The 19,594-nt window shown below is 63.6% G+C and carries 17 protein-coding genes and 2 pseudogenes; 11 read left to right on the forward strand and 8 right to left on the reverse strand.

The features are described from left to right. Nucleotides 1-272: 272 nt before the first annotated feature. The 8 genes and pseudogenes from LMTR3_RS08200 (at nucleotide 273) to LMTR3_RS08230 (ending at nucleotide 7,942) form a co-directional block, all read left to right on the forward strand. Entirely contained in the window at nucleotides 273-1,490 is a 1,218-nt protein-coding gene (locus tag LMTR3_RS08200) for an NAD(P)/FAD-dependent oxidoreductase (RefSeq protein WP_065744576.1), read from the forward strand. Between the two features lie 94 nt (nucleotides 1,491-1,584). Then, entirely contained in the window at nucleotides 1,585-2,514 is a 930-nt protein-coding gene (locus LMTR3_RS08205) for an MBL fold metallo-hydrolase (RefSeq protein WP_141686517.1), read from the forward strand. Between the two features lie 125 nt (nucleotides 2,515-2,639). Further along, a pseudogene (locus LMTR3_RS40200) lies at nucleotides 2,640-2,729 on the forward strand (carboxymuconolactone decarboxylase family protein); the annotation flags it as partial. A gap of 107 nt (nucleotides 2,730-2,836) precedes the next feature. Further along, a complete protein-coding gene (locus tag LMTR3_RS08215; protein WP_065744579.1) occupies nucleotides 2,837-3,478 on the forward strand; it encodes an NAD(P)-dependent oxidoreductase in 642 nt (213 codons plus the stop codon). A 116-nt stretch (nucleotides 3,479-3,594) separates the two neighbouring features. Continuing rightward, nucleotides 3,595-4,623 (forward strand): HlyD family secretion protein, encoded by a 1,029-nt coding sequence (locus tag LMTR3_RS08220; protein WP_141686518.1) that lies wholly within the window; start codon nucleotides 3,595-3,597, stop codon nucleotides 4,621-4,623. Beyond that, a pseudogene (locus LMTR3_RS08225) lies at nucleotides 4,620-6,212 on the forward strand (DHA2 family efflux MFS transporter permease subunit); the annotation flags it as partial. The gene LMTR3_RS08220 and the pseudogene LMTR3_RS08225, both read left to right, overlap by 4 nt. 264 nt (nucleotides 6,213-6,476) lie before the next feature. Further along, entirely contained in the window at nucleotides 6,477-6,884 is a 408-nt protein-coding gene (locus LMTR3_RS39080; RefSeq protein ID WP_283809276.1) for a TetR/AcrR family transcriptional regulator C-terminal domain-containing protein, read from the forward strand. After that, nucleotides 6,881-7,942: a TetR/AcrR family transcriptional regulator C-terminal domain-containing protein gene (locus tag LMTR3_RS08230; RefSeq protein ID WP_084029485.1), complete on the forward strand. Its 1,062-nt coding sequence runs from the start codon at nucleotides 6,881-6,883 to the stop codon at nucleotides 7,940-7,942. The genes LMTR3_RS39080 and LMTR3_RS08230 overlap by 4 nt, the downstream gene beginning before the upstream one ends. Here LMTR3_RS08230 and ntrC read toward each other — a convergent pair. From ntrC to dusB, 3 genes are read right to left on the reverse strand one after another with little or no spacing between them, the layout of a single operon-like run. After that, nucleotides 7,939-9,381 carry a nitrogen regulation protein NR(I) gene (gene ntrC, locus LMTR3_RS08235; RefSeq protein WP_065744582.1) on the reverse strand — a complete coding sequence of 481 codons (1,443 nt, stop codon included), beginning with the start codon at nucleotides 9,379-9,381 and terminating at the stop codon, nucleotides 7,939-7,941. The two genes, LMTR3_RS08230 and ntrC, sit on opposite strands and share 4 nt — an antisense overlap. Before the next feature lie 9 nt (nucleotides 9,382-9,390). Then, on the reverse strand, nucleotides 9,391-10,566 hold the full coding sequence (locus LMTR3_RS08240; RefSeq protein ID WP_065744583.1) for a two-component system sensor histidine kinase NtrB: 1,176 nt from the start codon (nucleotides 10,564-10,566) through the stop codon (nucleotides 9,391-9,393). Next, entirely contained in the window at nucleotides 10,563-11,564 is a 1,002-nt protein-coding gene (gene dusB, locus LMTR3_RS08245; protein WP_065744584.1) for a tRNA dihydrouridine synthase DusB, read from the reverse strand. The genes LMTR3_RS08240 and dusB overlap by 4 nt, the downstream gene beginning before the upstream one ends. 286 nt (nucleotides 11,565-11,850) lie before the next feature. Here dusB and LMTR3_RS08250 point away from each other — a divergent pair, with 286 nt between their 5' ends. Both LMTR3_RS08250 and LMTR3_RS08255 read left to right on the forward strand, forming a co-directional pair. Then, a complete protein-coding gene (locus LMTR3_RS08250) occupies nucleotides 11,851-13,047 on the forward strand; it encodes a bifunctional 2-C-methyl-D-erythritol 4-phosphate cytidylyltransferase/2-C-methyl-D-erythritol 2,4-cyclodiphosphate synthase (RefSeq protein ID WP_065744585.1) in 1,197 nt (398 codons plus the stop codon). Between the two features lies 1 nt (nucleotide 13,048). After that, nucleotides 13,049-13,651 carry a CinA family protein gene (locus tag LMTR3_RS08255; RefSeq protein WP_065744586.1) on the forward strand — a complete coding sequence of 201 codons (603 nt, stop codon included), beginning with the start codon at nucleotides 13,049-13,051 and terminating at the stop codon, nucleotides 13,649-13,651. Between the two features lie 7 nt (nucleotides 13,652-13,658). On the opposite strand, the gene LMTR3_RS08260 is transcribed toward LMTR3_RS08255, so the two are convergent. The 5 genes from LMTR3_RS08260 to lipA all read right to left on the reverse strand — a co-directional run bounded on the left by LMTR3_RS08260 (nucleotide 13,659) and on the right by lipA (nucleotide 18,555). Further along, nucleotides 13,659-15,332 carry a thiamine pyrophosphate-binding protein gene (locus LMTR3_RS08260; protein ID WP_065744587.1) on the reverse strand — a complete coding sequence of 558 codons (1,674 nt, stop codon included), beginning with the start codon at nucleotides 15,330-15,332 and terminating at the stop codon, nucleotides 13,659-13,661. An 11-nt stretch (nucleotides 15,333-15,343) separates the two neighbouring features. After that, entirely contained in the window at nucleotides 15,344-16,267 is a 924-nt protein-coding gene (locus LMTR3_RS08265) for an NAD(P)-dependent oxidoreductase (protein ID WP_176721839.1), read from the reverse strand. A gap of 300 nt (nucleotides 16,268-16,567) precedes the next feature. Next, nucleotides 16,568-17,041: a type II toxin-antitoxin system RatA family toxin gene (locus tag LMTR3_RS08270; RefSeq protein ID WP_065744589.1), complete on the reverse strand. Its 474-nt coding sequence runs from the start codon at nucleotides 17,039-17,041 to the stop codon at nucleotides 16,568-16,570. Then, nucleotides 17,041-17,580, reverse strand: a complete 540-nt coding sequence (locus tag LMTR3_RS08275) for a P-loop NTPase family protein (RefSeq protein WP_065744590.1) — start codon at nucleotides 17,578-17,580, stop codon at nucleotides 17,041-17,043. Before LMTR3_RS08275 ends, LMTR3_RS08270 begins: the two co-directional genes overlap by 1 nt. Nucleotides 17,581-17,595: 15 nt before the next feature. After that, on the reverse strand, nucleotides 17,596-18,555 hold the full coding sequence (gene lipA / locus LMTR3_RS08280) for a lipoyl synthase (RefSeq protein ID WP_065744591.1): 960 nt from the start codon (nucleotides 18,553-18,555) through the stop codon (nucleotides 17,596-17,598). A gap of 179 nt (nucleotides 18,556-18,734) precedes the next feature. On the opposite strand from lipA, the gene LMTR3_RS08285 reads away from it, so the two are divergent. Continuing rightward, nucleotides 18,735-19,340, forward strand: a complete 606-nt coding sequence (locus LMTR3_RS08285; protein ID WP_065744592.1) for a DNA-3-methyladenine glycosylase — start codon at nucleotides 18,735-18,737, stop codon at nucleotides 19,338-19,340. Nucleotides 19,341-19,594 lie beyond the last annotated feature (254 nt).

The following is a 19,594-nucleotide window of genomic DNA, read 5'->3' on the forward strand; positions in this document are numbered from 1 at the left end:
AGCCCTGTCAGTTCCATTATCTTCTACAAGGACTGGCCCGCGAAGCCCGCTCCGTTGATGGCCTTCCAACGCGGCTCGCTCTTGGGATCCGGAGGCTGTCGAGCGGCATGTGAACGTCCCATGCCAATGCCGCTAATGCTGGACTGCCCCGCACCGTAACAGCCGTTTCACATCACCTTTGCGTCATCGATCGCAAGAGGCTTACCGCCAATGCAGGGCGGCGGCGATGACGTGCGCACGTTCGAGAAAATTCAACCCACAGGAGCAAACACATGCGACTTATCATCATTGGCGCCGGCTTCGCCGGCATGTACGCCGCACTTTCCGCAGCCCGCCTGCGCGACATCCAGGGCGTTTCGCCCGAACACCTCGAGATCGCGCTGATCGCGCCCGAGCCGACGCTGGTGGTCCGCCCGCGGCTCTATGAATCGAAGCCGGAGACCCTGACGGCGCCTCTGCTCGAGGTCCTCAATTCCATCGACGTCGTCTACGTGCAAGGCAGCGCTGAAACGATCGACACCAAGGCTCGCGTGGTGCAAATCGCTACGGCCAAAGGCACCCGAAAGACTCTCTCCTACGATCGCCTGGTCGTGGCTACCGGCAGCCGCCTGTTCCGCCCGAATATTCCCGGTCTTGCCGAGCACGGCTTCAGCGTCGACCAGCTCGACGACGCGATTGCCCTCGACCGACATCTGCATAGCCTGGCCAATCGTCCGGCAATGAACGGGCGCGACACGGTCGTCGTCGCCGGCGGCGGTTTCACCGGCATCGAAGCGGCAACCGAGATGCCCGCGCGGCTTCGTGCGGTCCTCGGCAACGATGCCAAGCCGCGCGTCATCATCGTCGACCGGAACAATGCGATCGCTCCCGATATGGGCGCGGGTCCCCGCCCCGTCATTGAGGACGCCCTGCGCAAGCTCGGCGTTGAGACCCGGCTCGGTGCCGGCGTCGCGTCGCTCGACAAATCCGGCGTCACGCTTTCCGATGGCGAGCGCATTGAAGCCGAGACTGTGATCTGGGCGGCCGGCATTCGCGCCGCCCCGTTGACCCAGCAGATTCCCGCCGAGCGCGACAATTTCGGCCGGCTGCTTGTCGACCGGGACCTGCGCGTGCCGTCGGTGGATGGCGTCTTTGCCACCGGTGATGCCGCTCGCGCTGCATGTGACGATATCGGCAACTACGCGCTGATGTCGTGCCAGCACGCCACGCGGATGGGCGCGTTTGCCGGCAACAATGCCGCGGCCGAACTGCTGGGCGTTCCGACCAAGCCGTATCACCAGAAGGGCTACGTCACCTGCCTCGATCTCGGCGAAGCCGGTGCGCTGTTCACCGTTGGCTGGGAACGCCAGGTCAAGATGGTCGGCGACGTCGGCAAGAAGACCAAGCAGGAGATCAACACCGTCTGGATCTATCCGCCGCAGGCCGAGCGTGCCGCCGCGCTGGCCTCGGCCGATCCGGAGCGTGTGACTGATGTGACTGGCTTCCTCTAGCTCTTCACGCGAAACGGGCCGCGCTTCTCGCTGGCTGCGCGGCCTGCTCAACCGAGACCAGCCAGTAACCTTGAACATGAAACAGGAGACGAACATGGGCGTAGACACGAGCCTAGCCAACACCTCACATCCCGGTGGACCGGGGTCCAACGAATTGGTTCCATCGCGCTACGCGGTGCAGGTCGGCGACATTGAAGTGCTGGTGGTCAGCGATGGCGTGCTACCGCTCCCAACCGCAATGTTGGCACACAACATCGACCCGGCCGTCCGAGCGACCTGGCTGAAAGACATGTTCCTGCCGCCGGACGCTTACGATTGGGCGCTGAACGTGGTCGTGGTGCGTAGCGGCGACCGGACCATACTCGTCGATGCTGGGCTTGGGCTTGACCCGGACTTGCACTTGCCGCGGGCCGGGCAATTGATCAAGCGACTGGAGGCCGCTGGCATCGATCTTGCGTCCGTGACCGACGTGGTGCTGACCCACATGCACATGGACCACATTGGCGGGCTGCTCGTCGACGGGGTCAAGGAACGGCTACGTCCGGACCTGCGGATCCACGTGGCGGCCGCCGAGGTCAAGTTCTGGGAGGCGCCCGATTTCTCCCACGTCTCCATGCCGCCGGGGTTCCCGGACGCGCTTCGATCGACCGCCAAGCGGTTCGTGAAAGAGTACCGCAGCCAGCTACGGCCGTTCGAGGAGGCGTACGAGGTGGCACCGGGAGTGGTCGTCACTCGCACCGGCGGCCACACCCCCGGGCACAGCGTGGTCCGCGTGGCGTCCGGCGGCGACCGGCTGACGTTCGCCGGAGACCTCGTGTTCGCGGTCGGGTTCGAGCACCCCGAGTGGTACAACGGCTTCGAACACGACCCCGAGGAGTCGGCCCGCGTTCGTATCAGTCTTTTGCGGGAACTGGCTAAGACCGGTGGGCTGCTGGTGGCCACTCACCTGCCGTTCCCGTCCGTCGGCCATGTGGCAGTCGACGGCGACGCCTTTCGTTGGGTGCCGGTCTTCTGGGACTACTGACCGCACGGTCCGAACGAGAGGCGCCTCGTAAGCGCTTCATTCGATACGGGCCGCGTTACCAGCGCCGGAGCGCGGCCCGCTTACCCAAAATCCTTTGGAGCTCGACCTCGATGAAACACGAGACCGTGCGCGCCTCGCAGCTCAACGGCTGCGCCTTCTGCGTGCACATGCATGTCAAGGAAGCCACCCTCCACGGCGAGTGCGCGCTCCCGTTGATGACCCGGGCGCTACCTGAGTGTCCGCGCAAAGGTGCTGCTGGCTTCACGGACCAAACCACTCCGCACGGCGATCGCGCTTCGAAGTCGCGCGATGGGAGGGTGTGATGAACGTCGTTGTCTTTGGTTCAACGGGGTCGACAGGACGGCTCGTCGTTGAGTCCGCCTTGTCCGCGGGTCACGTCGTCACTGCCTTTGTCCGTGACCCAAAGCGCATGCCCTTGACGCATCCGAATCTCAAGATCGTCAAGGGCGATGCAATGGATGCAGCCTCGGTGGGATCTGCGGTCCAAGGTGCGGATGCGGTGATCTGCACGTTGGGGATGGTACCTCAGGCTAAAGAGGATTTGGGTCGACGCCAGCCCGGTGTCCCGGTTTGCTCGGTGGGAACCAAGAACATTCTGGCCGCCATGCCTCTAGGCCGACTCATCGTTGAGAGTTCGGTGAGTGTCGGTGAGAGCTTCCACACCGGGAGTTTCGGCGCAGGCTTCATGGTCAAGCTCGCACTAAAGGAGGTGATGGCAGACAAGGAGGAGCAGGAGGCAGCTGTTCGGGAGAGTGACTGCGATTGGACGATCGTTCGACCGGCGACGCTGACATTCAAGCGTGCTCGAGGAAACCTGAAGGCCGGGACCGATCTGCGCTGGAACATCACCTCAACAGCCACCCGCGCGGACGTGGCCGAGTATTTGGTCAAGATCCTCGATGACCCCGCGACATACAGGAAGGCCATAACGGTGCGCAACTAGGCTTGGCGACGAACTGCGGTGAAACCGCGATCTCCGTCGATGGCGGCTGGACCGCCCGGTAACCGCGAGTGAATGGGCTTAGCTGTCAGCGACAATAACCGTTGCAGGAGGGTATCGTGGTGCATCTTAACAAGAAGGCGGTCGGCTTGGCGCTGTGCCTCGGTGCCGTCGCCGTCGTGGCAGGCGGCTGGGCCTATGCTCGGTCGAACGAGACATTCACCGACAACGCCTATATTCGTGGCGACATGACGTCGCTCGCGCCGAAGGTTGCGGGCTACGTCACGGCCGTAGAGGTTCAGGATAACCAGACCGTTCGTGCGGGCGACGTCCTGTTCCGGATCGACGATCGCGACTACCGCGCACGCCTGGCGCAAGCCGAGGCCAATGTCGAAGCCGCCCAAGCCCGCCTCACCAATGTCGATGCGGAGACCCAACTCCAGCATGCCCTGATACGGCAGGCCGAAGCTCAAAGACTTGCGAGCGTGGCCGAGATGAATCTGGCCCGCAAGGCCTCCGACCGCCGCCGTGAGCTGATCCGCACCAACGCCGTCAGCCAGGCGCAGGTCGATGAAAGCGATGCGGCGCTATCGAGAACCGAGGCGGGTGCGTCGGCGGCGTCGGCAACGGTGGAGGCCCAGCGGCAACGCATCGCCGTCCTTGCCAGCCAGCGCGAAGCTGCCGTTGCTGCCGTGGCGCAGGCGCACGCCGCACGCGATCTCGCCCAGATCGATCTCGACCATACCGTGGTGCATGCGCCGGTCGACGGCGTCGTCGGCAACCGCCAGGTCCGCGTCGGCCGGCTTGTCGCGCCGGGTACATCCTTGCTCGACATCGTTCCGGTCAAGGACGTGTGGGTGGTGGCGAACTTCAAGGAAAGCCAGATCGAACATATCCGGCCCGGACAGCGCGCTCGCATCACAGTGGACGGCTATCCGAACCAGACGATTGAAGGCGTGGTGGACAGCTTTGCGCCCGGCAGCGGGTCTGCGTTCACCCTGCTCCCCACTGACAATGCAACGGGGAACTTCATTCGCGTCGTTCAACGCGTGCCTGTGAAGATCCGCTTCGCCAGAAATCCATTGCCCGGCCGCGTCGTGCCCGGCCTGTCCGCGCGTGTCGAGGTCGATCGAGGGAGCGGCACATGACCGCGATCGCCGACGCCAAGCCAGGCTACGACAGGCGCGCGGTAGGAAGCATTCTTGTCGCAGGCATCGTGCTCGCCACTCTGACGGAAGCAATCGCAGGCACCGTCCTTTCACTCGGGCGCAACGACATCATCGGCGACACCCACGCAACTCCCGACGAGTTCGCCTGGCTGGACATCGGATACACCGCTACGAAGCTTATCGGGTTCATGGCCGCCTCCTGGCTCATGACGCGCACCAGTCCGCGCCGCCTGATCATCGGTTCGACGCTGGTCATGGGCACGGCCTGCGGCATCGCCGCCATCACATATCGGTTAGACCTGCTGGTCGCACTCCGCATGATACAAGGCTTCTCCGGCGGCACCTTGCTTGTCGCGGGGCAGTCGATCATTTTTCTCGCCTATCCGCGATCCTGCCAGCCGATCCTTCAAGCCCTGTTTGCGATGGGGTCTGTCGTGGCGCCCGCGACCATAGCCCCGGCGCTGCAGGGGTGGCTGATCGACAGCCAGTCGTGGGCATGGATTTTCTTCGGCGTTGTTCCTGTGGCCCTCGCCGCTATCGGACTGCTCTTGATCGCGGACAGCCCGAGACCCGTTACGACCGCACGCCCTCCGTTCGACTGGGTCGGCTTCTTGCTAATATCAGTTGCATTTTTTTGCTTCACCTATGTTCTCAACCAGGGCAGCCGATGGCGCTGGTTCGAGGAACCTCGCATCGTGTGGCTGAGCCTGATCGGCGCAGCCGCTCTGCTAGCGTTTCTCGGTCAACAGGTGCTGGCCAACAACCAAGGCTTGCTCGATTTCTCCCTGTTCCGGTCAAGCGATTTTTCATTCGCCTTCATCGTCAGTTTCGTTGCCGGTGCCGCGTTGTTCGGCAGCGCGTTCCTGATCCCGTCGTTTGCCGTGTCCGTTCTCGCGTTCACACCTACCGATGCCGGCCAGCTCCTGTTGCCAAGCGGCGCGCTTTTCGTCGGCGCGCTCCTCATTGCTGCCTTTCTCATGCAGGTCAGAGGCGCTCCCCCTATCGCCACAGTGCCGTTCGGAATCCTGATGATCATGGCCGCGATGTGGATGCTGTCCGGCTCGACCAGCGAAAGTGGCGCCGACGACATGATGGCCGCCATCCTGCTACGCGGCTTTGGACTTGGCTTCCTCTTCCTGTCGATCACCCTGATCGCCTTTAGCGACCTCAACAACCGCAACCGCGCGGCCGGCATCGGCCTTTTCAATGCCGGTCGTCAACTCGGTGGCCTCATGGGTGTCGCCGGGCTGCAGACCATGATCGACCACAATGTCACCGCCAATGCCACGGTGCTTGGCGCCGGTGTCACCGCAGGCGTTCCTGCGGTCAGCGAGCGGCTCACGACGATGAGTGCTATGCTCGTGGCACGAGGGATGGACGGCGTGACCGCCGGCCGGGCTGCGATGGGCCTGCTGGGCCGATCCCTCACCGGCCAATCCACCGTGATCGCTTTCGACACGGCCTCCGCCGCAATTGCTCTGCTTTTCGTCATCGCCGCGCCGGTGCTGGTCTCCATCAAGATCGCCTTCGCCCTGCACGCAAAGATGCATGTGGCGCAGTCATCAGCCCGGACCGAGGAGCCATACATGACACATCCCGCGCCGAAACCTTCCCGACAAGACAATGCCGTATCGAAGCCAGACCCTCGCGCCGAGATCGTGCTGGCGTTCAGCGAGGCCCTCGCCAATCCGAGCGGCGCGCCCGCTGACCTCGATAGCATCCTGGATCGGAGCGGATACTCGAAGCAAGACATTCTATCGGCATTCGAGAGCATCGACGATCTCGTCGTCGCGATCGCCGAACACAAGGCCTCCCTCATATCGCAGCCATTGATGAGGAGAGCGCGTCCTAGCACCGTAGATGACGCGCGCAAAACCCTCATCGCGTTTGGACGCGTCGCCTGGAAGGAATATTCGACTACGCTCGTTGGGCTCATTCGGATGATGATGACCGAAGGTGCACGCAATCCCGCACTCAAGAAGCGGGTGCACGAGGCGGGTCAGGCGACGATCACACTTAAGCTGCGGGAGTTCCTGTCGGCAGCAAATGAACGGGGGATCCTGTCGATATCGGACGCTCAGCTATACGCCGAGCAATTGATGGGACTGCTAAGGGAACCGCTCTACCAGGCACTCATGCTGAGCCCCGCAAGGAGCCAGGACGGAGGAGTCGACCGCGTCAGAGCCACCATCGAAACCTTCATCCAGGGATGCGCGAGCGCGAGGAGGATCACCCGATGACCACAGCTCATGATATTGCCCAGTCGAGACGGTTTTGGCTGAGGAAAAATAGAGAGATTCCTTCAGGACTAAAGATCGTCGGCGATGTCCCACCGGACCTGGCGAACAGCATCGACGAGGACGGATCCCTCGTAACTGTCGATGCTGCCGACTGGATCGTCTGCTTCGTACCCGGCCTTCGACGGCAATGGTGGCATCGGTTCGTCCATCATAGGCATAAGCATGTCTTTGCCATGCGGCCCACGGGCACGGGCAGTTGGCTGCTCGTGGAGCCGTGGTGGACGCGAATGATGGTCACGATCCTGCCGCCCGCCGATGCCGTCAGATTTCTGCGGTGGGGGGCGACGGGCGATATCCTTCGCGTCCGCGAAGCGGTCCCCGGTAAAGCGAGCCAGATTCGTGGCTGGTCCAACTGCGCGGTTCTTTCGGCGTTCTTGCTGGGGCGATCGAGCTGGGCATGGACGCCGCACGGTCTCTACCGGCAATTGCTCCGCGAAAAATCAACGCGTCGCGAGAACGTACAGCAACTTCTCGCTGACCAGTTCACCAAAGTCGTCAGCCATTACTCGTCCAATGCATTAAGTGTCAGTGCCGATCAGCTTTCTTTGCCACTAAGGGAATTGCTCATCATCATTGGACGCAATCTTCTCGAAACGATGATGACACCGTCGTTGCTGGAGGTTTGTTACACAGCCATCCTCGAAGCGGACCGTTACCCAGACGCGACGCTGGCCTATGCGCAACATGGCCCTAAGCCGGCAATCGCGGTCCTTACAAAAATTCTCGCGCAAGCGAAAGCGGCCGGCGAAGTCGATCTCGCGGATTGCGAAGCCGGCGCCCGCCAGTTTCTCGGAATGCTCCACGGAAACGTTCACCTAGAAGCCGTGCTTCAACTCGGCGAGATACCGACGCTTTCCCAAATCGATTTGCGCGCCCGCACCGCGGTGAAAGTCTTTCTCGACGGTGCCAAGCCTGACGAGACGTCAATCCTCGCACGAGGCGTGAGGATCATCGCGCACCCGCTGCCATTGCAGCGAGCGGCGATGCGATCCCTCTAGCCGCCGCTCCGGTAGACCTGAATATCGAGATCTCTGATCTTCTTCCGTAGCGTGTTGCGGTTGAGACCGAGCAGGTCGGCCGCGCGAATCTGGTTGCCGCGCGTGGCTGCCAGCGCCGCGGTGAGCAGCGGTACCTCGATTTCCTTGAGGATGCGGTGGTAGAGGCCCGGCGGCGGCACGCCGTTCGGAAAGCCCGAGAAATGCGAGGACAGGTAGGCCTCGACCGCGCCCCCGAGGTTTTCCACGCCGATCGGGGCGTTGCCGCCCGAGGTGACCGCCGGCGGCGCCAGCTCACCATCGATCACCGAGGCCGTAATGACGTCCTGCGGATAAAGCGCGGCCAGCCGGCGCGCGAGGTTTTCGAGCTCGCGCACGTTGCCAGGCCAACGGTGCTGCTTGAGCCGTTCCAGCGCCAGCGTGTCGAGCTTCTTCGGCGGCAAACCGTCCTTTTCGGCGAGCGAAAAGAAATGCCGGATGAGATCGGGCAGATCCTCGATCCGCTCACGCAACGGCGGCAGACGCAGAGGCACCACGTTCAGGCGGAAGAACAAGTCTTCCCGGAACAGACCCTGCTGGATCAGGATGCGCAAATCCTTGTTGCTTGCCGCCACGATCCGTACGTCGGTCTTGATCGGGGTACGGCCGCCGACGGTGGTGTATTCGCCCTGCTGCAGCACCCGCAGCAGCCGCGTCTGCGCCTCCATCGGCATGTCGCCGATTTCATCAAGAAACAGAGTACCACCCTCGGCCTGTTCAAACCGGCCTGAGGCGCGGGTGTTGGCGCCTGTGAACGCGCCGCGCTCGTGGCCGAACAACTCCGATTCGATCAGATCGCGCGGGATCGCCGCCATGTTGACGGCGACGAACGGGCCGTTGCGGCGCTTGCCGTAGTCGTGCAGCGCGCGGGCGACCAGTTCCTTGCCGGTGCCGGACTCGCCGGAGATCATCACCGTGAGGTCGGTCTGCATCAGCCGCGCCAGCACCCGGTAGATCTCCTGCATCGCCGGCGAGCGGCCGACCAGGGGAATCGAATCGAATTCACCCTCGTCCGCGGCGCTCGTCACCCGCTCCTTCGGCTCGGCCAGCGCGCGGCCGACGATGGTGATGAGTTCCTTGAGGTCGAACGGCTTCGGCAGATATTCATAGGCGCCGCGTTCCGACGCCCGGATTGCCGTCATGAAGGTGTTTTGGGCGCTCATGACGATGACGGGAAGGTTCGGCCGCATCTTCTTGATGCGGGGCAAGAGATCGAATGCGTTCTCGTCCGGCATCACCACGTCGGTGATGACGAGATCGCCCTCGCCCTGGCTCACCCAGCGCCACAGCGTCGCGGCGTTCCCGGTCAGGCGTACTTCATATCCGGCGCGCGAAAGCGCCTGGTTCAAAACCGTGCGGATGGCGGTGTCGTCATCGGCAACGAGTATGCTACCTGCGGGCATTGCTATTCCTCATCTTGCGTCCTGTGAGGCAGGCGGCAGCGTACCCGGAACGCCGTCGCGGTTGCTTTGGTCGAACTGTTTGGCGGGATTGAACATCGGCATCAGCACCCGGAACGTCGTCTTCCGCGGCTGGGATTCGCATTCGATGATGCCGCCGTGATCGCCGACGATTTTGGCAACCAGGGCGAGACCCAGCCCGCTCCCGGTCTGCTTCGTCGTCACGAAGGGATCGAACAGGTTCGGCAGCAGGTCTTCCGGCACGCCGGATCCATTGTCCTTGACGCAGAACTCCAGCGGCAACGATACCCGCGATTTCTTGCCCGGCACCGACAGGCGGACGCCGGGACGAAAGGCGGTGGTGAGCTGGATTTCCGCATCGCTGCCGAGATCGGCGACGGCTTCGGCGGCATTCTTCACGAGATTGAGGAAGACCTGAATGAGCTGGTCCTGATTGGCCAGCACCGGCGGCAACGACGGATCGTAGTCCTCGATGAAACGGATGTTGCGGGCGAAGCCGGACTGCGCCAGCCGTTTGACGTGGTCGAGCACGGAATGGATGTTGACTGCCCCGCGCGCCACCGGGCGGTCGTCGCCGAACACCTCCATGCGGTCGACCAGGGTGACGATGCGGTCGGCCTCGTCGCAGATCAGCCGCGTCAGCATGCGGTCTTCGGACGAGGCCGCCTGCTCCAGCAATTGCGCCGCGCCGCGGATGCCGGACAACGGGTTCTTGATCTCGTGCGCAAGCATCGCGGCCAGCGCGATTACCGAGCGCGCCGCGCTCCGGTGCGTCAACTGACGGTCCATCTTGTCGGCGATGGTGCGCTCCTGCAGCATCACGACGATGTGGCCGGGGCGCTCGGTGAGCGGCGCCACGTGCAGGTCGACCTGGCGATCGCCGCCGATGCGGGGCGTGCCGAGATCGACCTTGTATTCGTTCACCGGCGAGCCGCTCGATCGCACCTGGTCGATAAGCGCCAGCAGTGGGCTGCCGAACGGCACCAATTCTTTCAGCGACTGCCGCCGCAGGAACTGCGTCGAAATCTCGAAGAAGGATTCGGCGGCGATGTTGGCGTCGATGATGCGGCCGTCCGGCGCCACCAGCAGCACCGGGTTGGGCAGCGCGTTGAGAATGGCCTCGCTTTCGGAGGGCACGGCGCGGCGATATTCTGCGGCTGAATTCATGCAGCAGCACTCCATGCGAAATCGTCGAACGCGTCCTGCAGCGACCGGTGGACGCGGTGCGGATCCTCCGACGTCAGAATCTTCTGCCGCCAGCCCTTCAGCGTCTCCGCCGGCGCGCGGCCGCATTGCGCCGCCACCTCCAGCGCCCAGCCGAGATGCTTGCGCGCATGCTTGAGCCCGATGCGCAGCCCGTAATGGCTGCAGATTTCGTCGTAGAGTGCGCGCACATGCGCGAGTTGTTCGGCCAGCGACGGCGCAATCTCAGCCTGTCCGGTCTCAAGCCGACGGCCGATCTGGCCCGGCAGCCAGGGCTGGCCCTGCGCACCGCGCCCGATCATCACGGCGTCCGCGCCCGACACTTCCAGTGCGCGGACCGCCTGCTCGAATGAGGTGATGTCGCCGTTGACGACGAGCGGCACGGAAACCGCGTGCCTGACCGCGCGCACGGCGGCCCAATCGGCGACGCCCTTGTAAAACTGGCAGCGCGTGCGCCCGTGCACGGTGATCATCTGCACTCCGGCGGCTTCCGCGCGGCGCGCCAGCTCGGGTGCGTTGAGCGAGCGATCGTCCCAGCCGAGCCGCATCTTCAGCGTCACCGGCACCTTGACCGCCGCGATCGTGGCTTCGATCAGCTTGAGCGCATGATCGAGATCGCGCATCAGCGCCGAGCCGGACTGGCCGCCGGTGACATGACGCGCCGGACAGCCCATGTTGATGTCGATGATGTCGGCGCCGGCAGCCTCCGCAACCCTCGCCCCCTCCGCCATCCAGTGCGCCTCGCAGCCCGCGAGCTGAACGACATGGGGTCCGACCCCGGCTGTCTCGCAGCGCAGAATCGACATCGGTCTGCCGTGCACGAGTTCGTCGCTGGCGGTCATCTCGGAGACGACCAGTCCGGCGCCGAGCGTGGCGGCAAGGCGTCGAAAGGGGGCATCGGTGACGCCGGACATCGGCGCCAGAAGGACCCGGTTGGCGACAGCAATCTCGCCTATTTTCAACGGCTTAGAACGTGAACTTTCCGGGCCGGTCACGGCGTTCTCTTGGTTAGGGCGGCGGCGTCATTGCAACCGTCGGCGCATATTGTGAGCACAAATCTTGGGCAGTCAAGCTTCTTGCCTACACTTTAGACAGATCTATCATTTGCGCAAGTGCACTGCAACAAAAACCGCTTTTCCCACAGCTCGTGGGAATCGCTCTGTTTTTCCCCATTCGGCGTGGTAAGGGCTGTGCGCCAGCACACCCGCCCTCTCTCACCACCCCTAATTCGTTCGTATTTGAGTCGAGATGCCCAGACCTGAGCGTACCGCAGCCATTCTCGTCGCAGCCGGACGCGGGCTTCGCGCCGGCGCCGGGGGACCCAAGCAATATCGCGAGCTCGGTGGGCAGACGGTAATCTTCCGCGCCATGCAAGCGTTCAGCCGGCATCCAGACATCTTCGCCGTGCAACCGGTGGTGAATCCCGATGACGCCGCCATCTTCAACGAAGCCGTCGCAGGGCTGCGCCATCAACCTCCCACCAGTGGCGGAGCCACCCGTCAGGCCTCGGTGCATGCCGGACTCGAGGCGCTGGCTGCAGACAAGCCCGACATCGTTCTGATCCACGATGCCGCGCGTCCCTTCGTGACCTCGGCGGTGATTTCGCGCGCGATCGATGCCGCCGGTCGGACGGGCGCCGCTATTCCGACAATTCCCGTCACTGATACGATCAAGCAGGTCGGTGATGCCGGTCACGTCGAGGCAACGCCCGATCGTGCGAGGCTGCGAATCGCGCAAACGCCGCAGGCGTTTCGCTTCGATGTCATTCTCGATGCCCATCGCCGCGCCGCGCGCGACGGCCGCAGCGACTTCACTGACGACGCGGCGCTCGCGGAATGGGCGGGATTGACGGTGGCGACCTTTGAAGGCGATCCTGCAAACATGAAACTGACGACGCCTGAAGATTTCATTCGTGAGGAAGCCCGGCTCGCCGCCCAGCTCGGCGACATCAGGACCGGTACCGGCTACGACGTCCACGCCTTCGGCGACGGTGATCATCTGATGCTCTGCGGCGTACGGGTGCCGCACGTCAGAGGCTTTCTCGCCCATTCCGACGGCGACGTCGGCCTGCACGCGCTGGTCGATGCCATCCTCGGCGCGCTGGCCGACGGCGATATCGGATCGCACTTTCCGCCGAGTGATCCGCAGTGGAAGGGTGCGGCGTCCGACAAATTCCTCAAATATGCCGTCGATCGCGTCACCGCGCGGGGCGGACGGATCGCCAATCTCGAAGTCACGATGATTTGCGAGCGCCCGAAGATCGGGCCGCTGCGCGATGTCATGCGCGCCCGCATCGCCGAGATCACCGGGCTCAACATCTCGCGTGTTGCGGTGAAGGCGACGACCAGCGAACGGCTCGGCTTTACCGGCCGCGAGGAAGGCATCGCCGCAACCGCGAGCGCTACCATCCGCCTGCCTTGGGATGATAAAGGTTGGAGCGAGTAGGATGAGCGGCAGCGACGCCCGCGCCCTCGCCCGCTCGCTGCTTGATTTGTGCCGAATGCGCAAGCTGACGATCGCCACCGCGGAGTCCTGCACAGGCGGCCTGGTGGCCGGCGCGCTCACCGACATTCCCGGCTCTTCGGACGTGATCGACCGCGGTTTCGTCACTTATTCCAATGAAGCCAAGCGCGCGATGCTCGGCGTCAAAGCCTCGACGCTGACAACCTTTGGCGCAGTCAGCAAGGAAGCCGCGACTGCAATGGCGGTCGGCGCGCTGGAAAAGGCCGGCGTCGATCTTGCGGTATCCATCACCGGCATCGCTGGCCCCGGCGGGGCCACGCCGGGCAAGCCGGTCGGCCTCGTGCATTTCGCGGTCGCGTCGCGCGACGGCAAGATCCTGCACCGCGAATTCCGTTTCGGTGCGATCGGCCGCACCACCGTGCGCCAGCGCTCGGTGGTGGAAGCGCTGCGCATGCTGATGGAGTTGGCGCGCGGTCCGCAGCCGCCGGTCAAGCCGCGTCGCGAAACGATGAGCCGGCTACGCCCACGGGTGGCGCGTACGCCGCGGCGCAGCGCCGTCAAACGGCGCCGCCCGACGCGGCCATAAATCGGTATCAAACCGCCGCAGCCAAAGCCTTGGCGCGCGTTTCGCTCAGCGAGCTCACCGGCGTCAACGCCTCTGGGCTGATCGAAAGCTCGATGATGGCCGGAAGTCCGCTTGCGACGGCCTCGTCGAAAGCGCGCGCGAAATCCTCCGTACGCTCGACATAGGCTCCGAACCCGCCACAGGCGCGTGCCAGTGCGGCAAAGTCGGGGTTGGCCAGATCGGTGCCGGAGACACGGCCCGGATAGGTCCGCTCCTGGTGCATGCGGATGGTACCGTACATGCCGTTGTTGCAGACGATCACGATCAGCGGCAGCCGGTTTTCGACCGCGGTCATGAACTCCAGCCCGGTCATCTGGAAGCAGCCGTCACCGGCGAACGCGATCACCGTGCGCTCGGGATGCAGCAGCTTGGCGGCAACGGCTGCGGGCAGCCCATAGCCCATCGATCCCGAGGTCGGCGCGAGTTCGGTACGAAATTGCCGATAACGCCAGAAACGGTGCACCCAGACGGCATAATTGCCGGCGCCGTTGCAGATGATGGTGTCATGGGGCAAGCGATCGCTCAAACCGCGCACGACCTGCGAGAGCTGCACGTCGCCGGGCGAGCGGGTCGGCTCGGTAAAGGCGAGATAGTCGGCATGCGCCGCCTTGACATGGTCAGCGCGCGATTGATGCTTCGGCTCCAACCGCTTGATGGCGGCTGCAAAGGCCGCGCTGCTCGCGACCACGCCGAGCGTCGGCGAATAGACGCGGCCGATCTCTTCCGGGTCGGGATAGACGTGAACCAGCGGCTGCTTCGGTTTCGGAATATCGAACAGCGTGTAGCCGGATGTGGTGGCCTCCCCCAGCCTCGCGCCAAGCGCGATCACCAGATCGCTGGTTCGGATCCGGTCGGCGATTTTTGCGTCGAGACCGATGCCGACATGGCCGCCATAGCAGGGATGCAGATTGTCGAAATAGTCCTGGCATCGGAACGAGACGCCGACCGGCACTTCATGCGCCGACGCAAACGCTTCGAGATCGCGGCGAGCCTGATCGCTCCATCCGCCGCCGCCGACGATCAGGAATGGCCTCTTCGCCTCCGACAGCAGCGCATGGAATTGCCGCAAGGCGCCGTCATCGGGCGCGACCGGAATCGGATTGTAAGGCGGCGCATCCGCCACCTCCGCGGTGTCGGTGAGCATGTCCTCGGGCAGCGCCAGCACGACCGGGCCGGGGCGGCCCGAAGTCGCGGTGAAGAAGGCGCGCGAAATGAACTCTGGAATCCGCCGCGCATCGTCGATCTGGGCGACCCATTTCGCCATCGGCCCGAACATCTGGCGATAATCGATTTCCTGGAACGCCTCGCGTTCCATCATGTCGCGTCCGACCTGGCCAAGCAGCAGGATCAGTGGCGTCGAGTCCTGGAACGCGACATGGACGCCGGAGGACGCATTGGTGGCGCCGGGGCCGCGGGTGGCGAACACGATGCCGGGCCGTCCCGTCAGCTTGCCATAGGCCTCCGCCATCATGGCGGCGCCCCCCTCCTGCCGCGCGTTGATGAACCGCACGCGCTGGCTCTGGTACATGCCGTCGAGGGCAGCCAGGAAGCTTTCGCCGGGCACGCCGAACACGGTGTCGGCACCGTGCAAGGCCAGTTGCTCGATGAGAATATGGCCACCGGTTCGAAGATTTACGTCCATCGCCTTGTCCCTCAGTTGCCTTGTTGTTGCTCTTTCGGTGATACCCGTGCTTCCACGCCAGTCACCGCCTCGTAAGCCTTGATCACGGCTGTGCAGGACTCGCCGTCGTGCCCGAGCAGCGCCGCCTGCCGGTAGGTCTGGTGCACGGCCTCAGCCATGAACCCGGGCAGACCCGCCTCCTCCAGCCAGCGCGCATAATAGCGGACGTCCTTGCGGGCGTTCGCCAGCGACATCAGCGGGGTGAAGTCGCCATCGAGCGTGGCCTGGCCGTAAAGATCGAGCATGCCGCTCTTGCCGCCGGCCGCCGAGATGATGCGGATGAGTTGCGAGAGGTCGAGCCCGTCCTTGGCCGCGAGCGCAAACCCCTCGCACCACGCCGCCACATTGGCGAAAGCGATATAGTTGTGAATGAGCTTGAGGCGTATCGCGTGCCCCAGCGGGCCGATGTGGAAGATGTTTTCGGCATAAAGCTCAAAATAGGGCCTGAGGTCGTCGAGCAGGTCGCGCTCGCCGCCGAACAGCACGTTGACCTTGCCGATGTCGGCGTGTTTCGGGGTTCGCGTCATCGGTGCCTCGGCATACCGGCCGCCGGCTGCCCGCACCATGCGGTCGAGCTTTGCGACCATCTGCGGGCTGCCGGTGGTGTGGTCCACGACGATGAATCCCGGCGCCGGACCGGTGAGCAGCCCATCGCTGCAAGTCAACAACGCCTCGACATCTTCGGCCTCGTTGACGCAAATCATGACGATGCGGCAATTGTCGCGAATTTCCTGAAGACCGCTGGCAACGGTCGCGCCGAACGATTTGGCAACGGCCACAGCCGCCGGGTTGAGATCATAGGCGGTGACCGCCACGCCCTTGGCTACGAGGTTCTTGACCAAGCCTCGTCCCATTCCACCGAGGCCGATAAAGCCAGCGCGTTCGAATGTCGTCATTTCAACCGTTCCGTCGTTGTTTCCTGGAATCATTCCGGGAGCCGATCGCGCCGAGCTGCGAAGCCTACAGCATGATGACTTTTGGTTAGATGAGTTGGCCGCAGACCTGCTTTACCTCTCCCGCTTGCGGGGTCAAGACGAGCGAAGCTCGCTGTTAGGTCGGCGCGAAGCGCCGGGTGGGGGCTCTCTCCACTCGGGCAGTGTTGCCCGCGGGGACACCCCCACCCCAACCCTCCCCCGCAAGCGGGAGAGGGAGCGCACCTTCTTCGTGGTGCCAATCATACCTAATTTCATCATGCTTTAGCTTCGGGTCCCGGTGGCGGGCTTGCCGTAAATCACGTCCGCCCGCTTTTCGAACGCGGCGGCAAAGCGCTGGAAGGCCGTATCGAACATCGTCCCCATCAGCATCGCCAGCATCCGGCTCTTGAATTCATAGGACAGGAAGAACCCGACGTCACAGTCGGTTTCGGATTTCGGTTCGAACGTCCAGCGGTTTTCCAGATTGCTGAACGGGCCTTTCAGGTATTCGACCATGATTTTCAGGTTCGGCCGGTCCAGCGTCACCCGGCTGGTGAAGGACTCCCGTACCAGCTTGAACGATACCGTCATGTCGGCGACGACGACCTCAGTGCCGTCAGCTTTCTGCGTACGCTGCCGTATCCTCAGCGATTGGCACAGCGGCACGAACTCCGGATAGCGCTCGACATCGGCGACCAGATCGAACATGTGCGACGCGGTATGATGAACCCGGCGCTTGCTGGAAAAGCGAGGCATCAGTGAATACTCGCCCGGCTTTGCTTCACCGTAATTTCCTTCAGGTAGTCGTCCGCCTGCATCCGATCGGTAAAGCAGACGAGCGATTGATCGGCGCGCAGTCCCTGAAAATACTCCAAAAGTTTCGGCCGCTGTTGCCGGCGATAGGTCCAGACGTAGCGAAAGAACTCGAAGTCGATTCTCTCGGGACAGCCCTCGGCCATTTCCGGGCGAACGCGGCCGTAGCTGATCGCGATTCGCTTCATGATGCCGAGCATGCAGGTCCTGCGCGGCAAGTCGAACCAGATGACGGTGTCGCTGACCTCGCGGCGCAATTCGCCGGCGCCGTATCTAGTGTAATTGCCATCGATAACCCATTGCGGCTGAACCGCAACCTCGGCCACGCGCTGTCCGAACTCGGCATTGTCGGAAGTGACCCAGCCGGGCCTCCAGTACAACGCATCCAGCGAAATGAAGGGAATGCCCGTTATATCCGACAGCCGCCTGGCAAATGTCGATTTGCCGGACCCCGACGATCCCATAACAAGAACGCGTTGCATTGGTTCAATCCAAGGCTAGCGGGCCCGTGCGACGCGCGCCGCCCTGAGCTTGGCAAAATCCTCACCCGCATGATGCGACGAGCGGGTCAGCGGACTGGCCGACACCATCAAAAAACCCTTGGTATAGGCGACCTTCTCGTAGCCCGCGAATTCGTCCGGCGTCACGTAGCGCATGACGGCGTGGTGCTTGCGGGTCGGCTGCAGATACTGCCCGATGGTCAGGAAATCGACGTCCGCGGAACGCAGATCGTCCATCACCTGCAGCACCTCGTGGCGCTCCTCGCCGAGGCCAACCATGATGCCTGACTTGGTGAAGATCGTGGGATCGATCTCCTTGACCCGCTGCAACAGCCGGATCGAATGGAAGTAGCGCGCGCCCGGGCGTACCGTGAGATAACGCGCCGGCACGGTTTCCAGATTGTGGTTGAATACGTCCGGCTTGGCTGCCGCGACCACCTCCAGCGCGCCTTCCTTGCGCAGGAAGTCGGGGGTCAGGATTTCGATCGTCGTGGTCGGGCAGCGCGCGCGAATGGCGCGAATCGTCTGCGCAAAGTGTTCGGCTCCGCCGTCGGCGAGGTCGTCGCGATCGACCGAGGTCACCACGACGTGGGTCAGCCCGAGCTTGAAGGTCGCCTCCGCGACATGTTCCGGCTCATTAGCGTCGAGCGCGCCGGGCATTCCGGTCTTTACGTTGCAGAACGCGCAGGCCCGGGTGCAGGTGTCCCCCATGATCATGAAGGTGGCGTGCTTCTTGTCCCAGCACTCGCCGATATTCGGGCAGCCCGCCTCCTCGCACACCGTGACGAGGCCGTTCTCCTTGACGATCTTTCGCGTGTCGGCATAGCCGCGGGTGTTCGGCGCGCGCACCCGGATCCAGTCCGGCTTCGGCGGCGACAGCGCATCCGGCCGGTTCACCTTTTCGGGGTGGCGCGGGCGAACCTGGTTCAGGGAAACGGTATCGACGAGGACGACCATGTTAAGTCCAGAAAATTGCGAGAACATCTAGCTAATCCGTGTTGCAGATGGCTGCAACTCCGTTGCGGAAAACCGCAACCCAGCCCACGGAAGGCCCACTGGCCGGCCTCGCGAAACCTGGCAGATCGTGCAAGATAATGACGAATTCCACCCCTTCCGCGAACGATTCTCACCTGAAAATGGTTCAGAACCCCAGGCACGCCGAGAGCGCCGCCCCCCGGCTCGGCAAGCCGCTGAAACGCTCGTTTTTCGACCGCAGCGTGCATGAAGTCGCGCCCGACCTGATCGGGGCAACGCTCCTGGTCGATGGCGTCGGCGGCATCATCGTCGAGGTCGAGGCCTATCACCATCTGGACCCGGCCGCGCACTCGTTCCGTGGGCCGACGCCGCGCAACCGCATAATGTTCGGCCCGCCGGGTTTTGCCTATGTCTACCGATCCTATGGCATCCACTGGTGCGTAAACTTCGTCTGCGAAGAGAAAGGCTCCGCCAGCGCCGTCCTGATCCGCGCGCTGCAGCCGACCCATGGCATACCCGCGATGCGCCGCCGCCGCGGCCTGCAGGATGAGCGCGCGCTGTGCTCTGGTCCGGGCAAGCTCACGGAAGCGCTCTGGATCACGATCAAGCACAATGAACTGCCGCTCGATCAGCCGCCGATCGCGCTGCATGCGCGGGTGGGCAAACTCGACATTGTCGCAGGCGTGCGGATCGGCATCACCAAAGCGATCGATCTGCCATGGCGCTACGGATTGAAAGGGTCGAGATTTCTGAGCAAGCCGTTTTGACAATGCGGTTTCGCTTTCAGCCGTCATAGCGAGCGCCGCGACGCGGAGATAGGGACGCGAAACACCATCGTCATCCCCGCGAAGGCGGGGAGCCAGGACGCCGCGGCCTCTCGGTTCAATCACTGCCGTCTCTGGAATACTTGTATGGGGCTTGGTCAATGGTCGTCGTTGCTAGGTCATTGCGTTGATCTCCGAGGGAGGCCGACATCTCCGCGGGCCGACGTCAAGACGGCTGTCCGCCTTGGCGCAGCGAC

Source organism: Bradyrhizobium sp. LMTR 3, from assembly GCF_001693485.1.
In the GTDB taxonomy this organism is placed as follows: domain Bacteria; phylum Pseudomonadota; class Alphaproteobacteria; order Rhizobiales; family Xanthobacteraceae; genus Bradyrhizobium.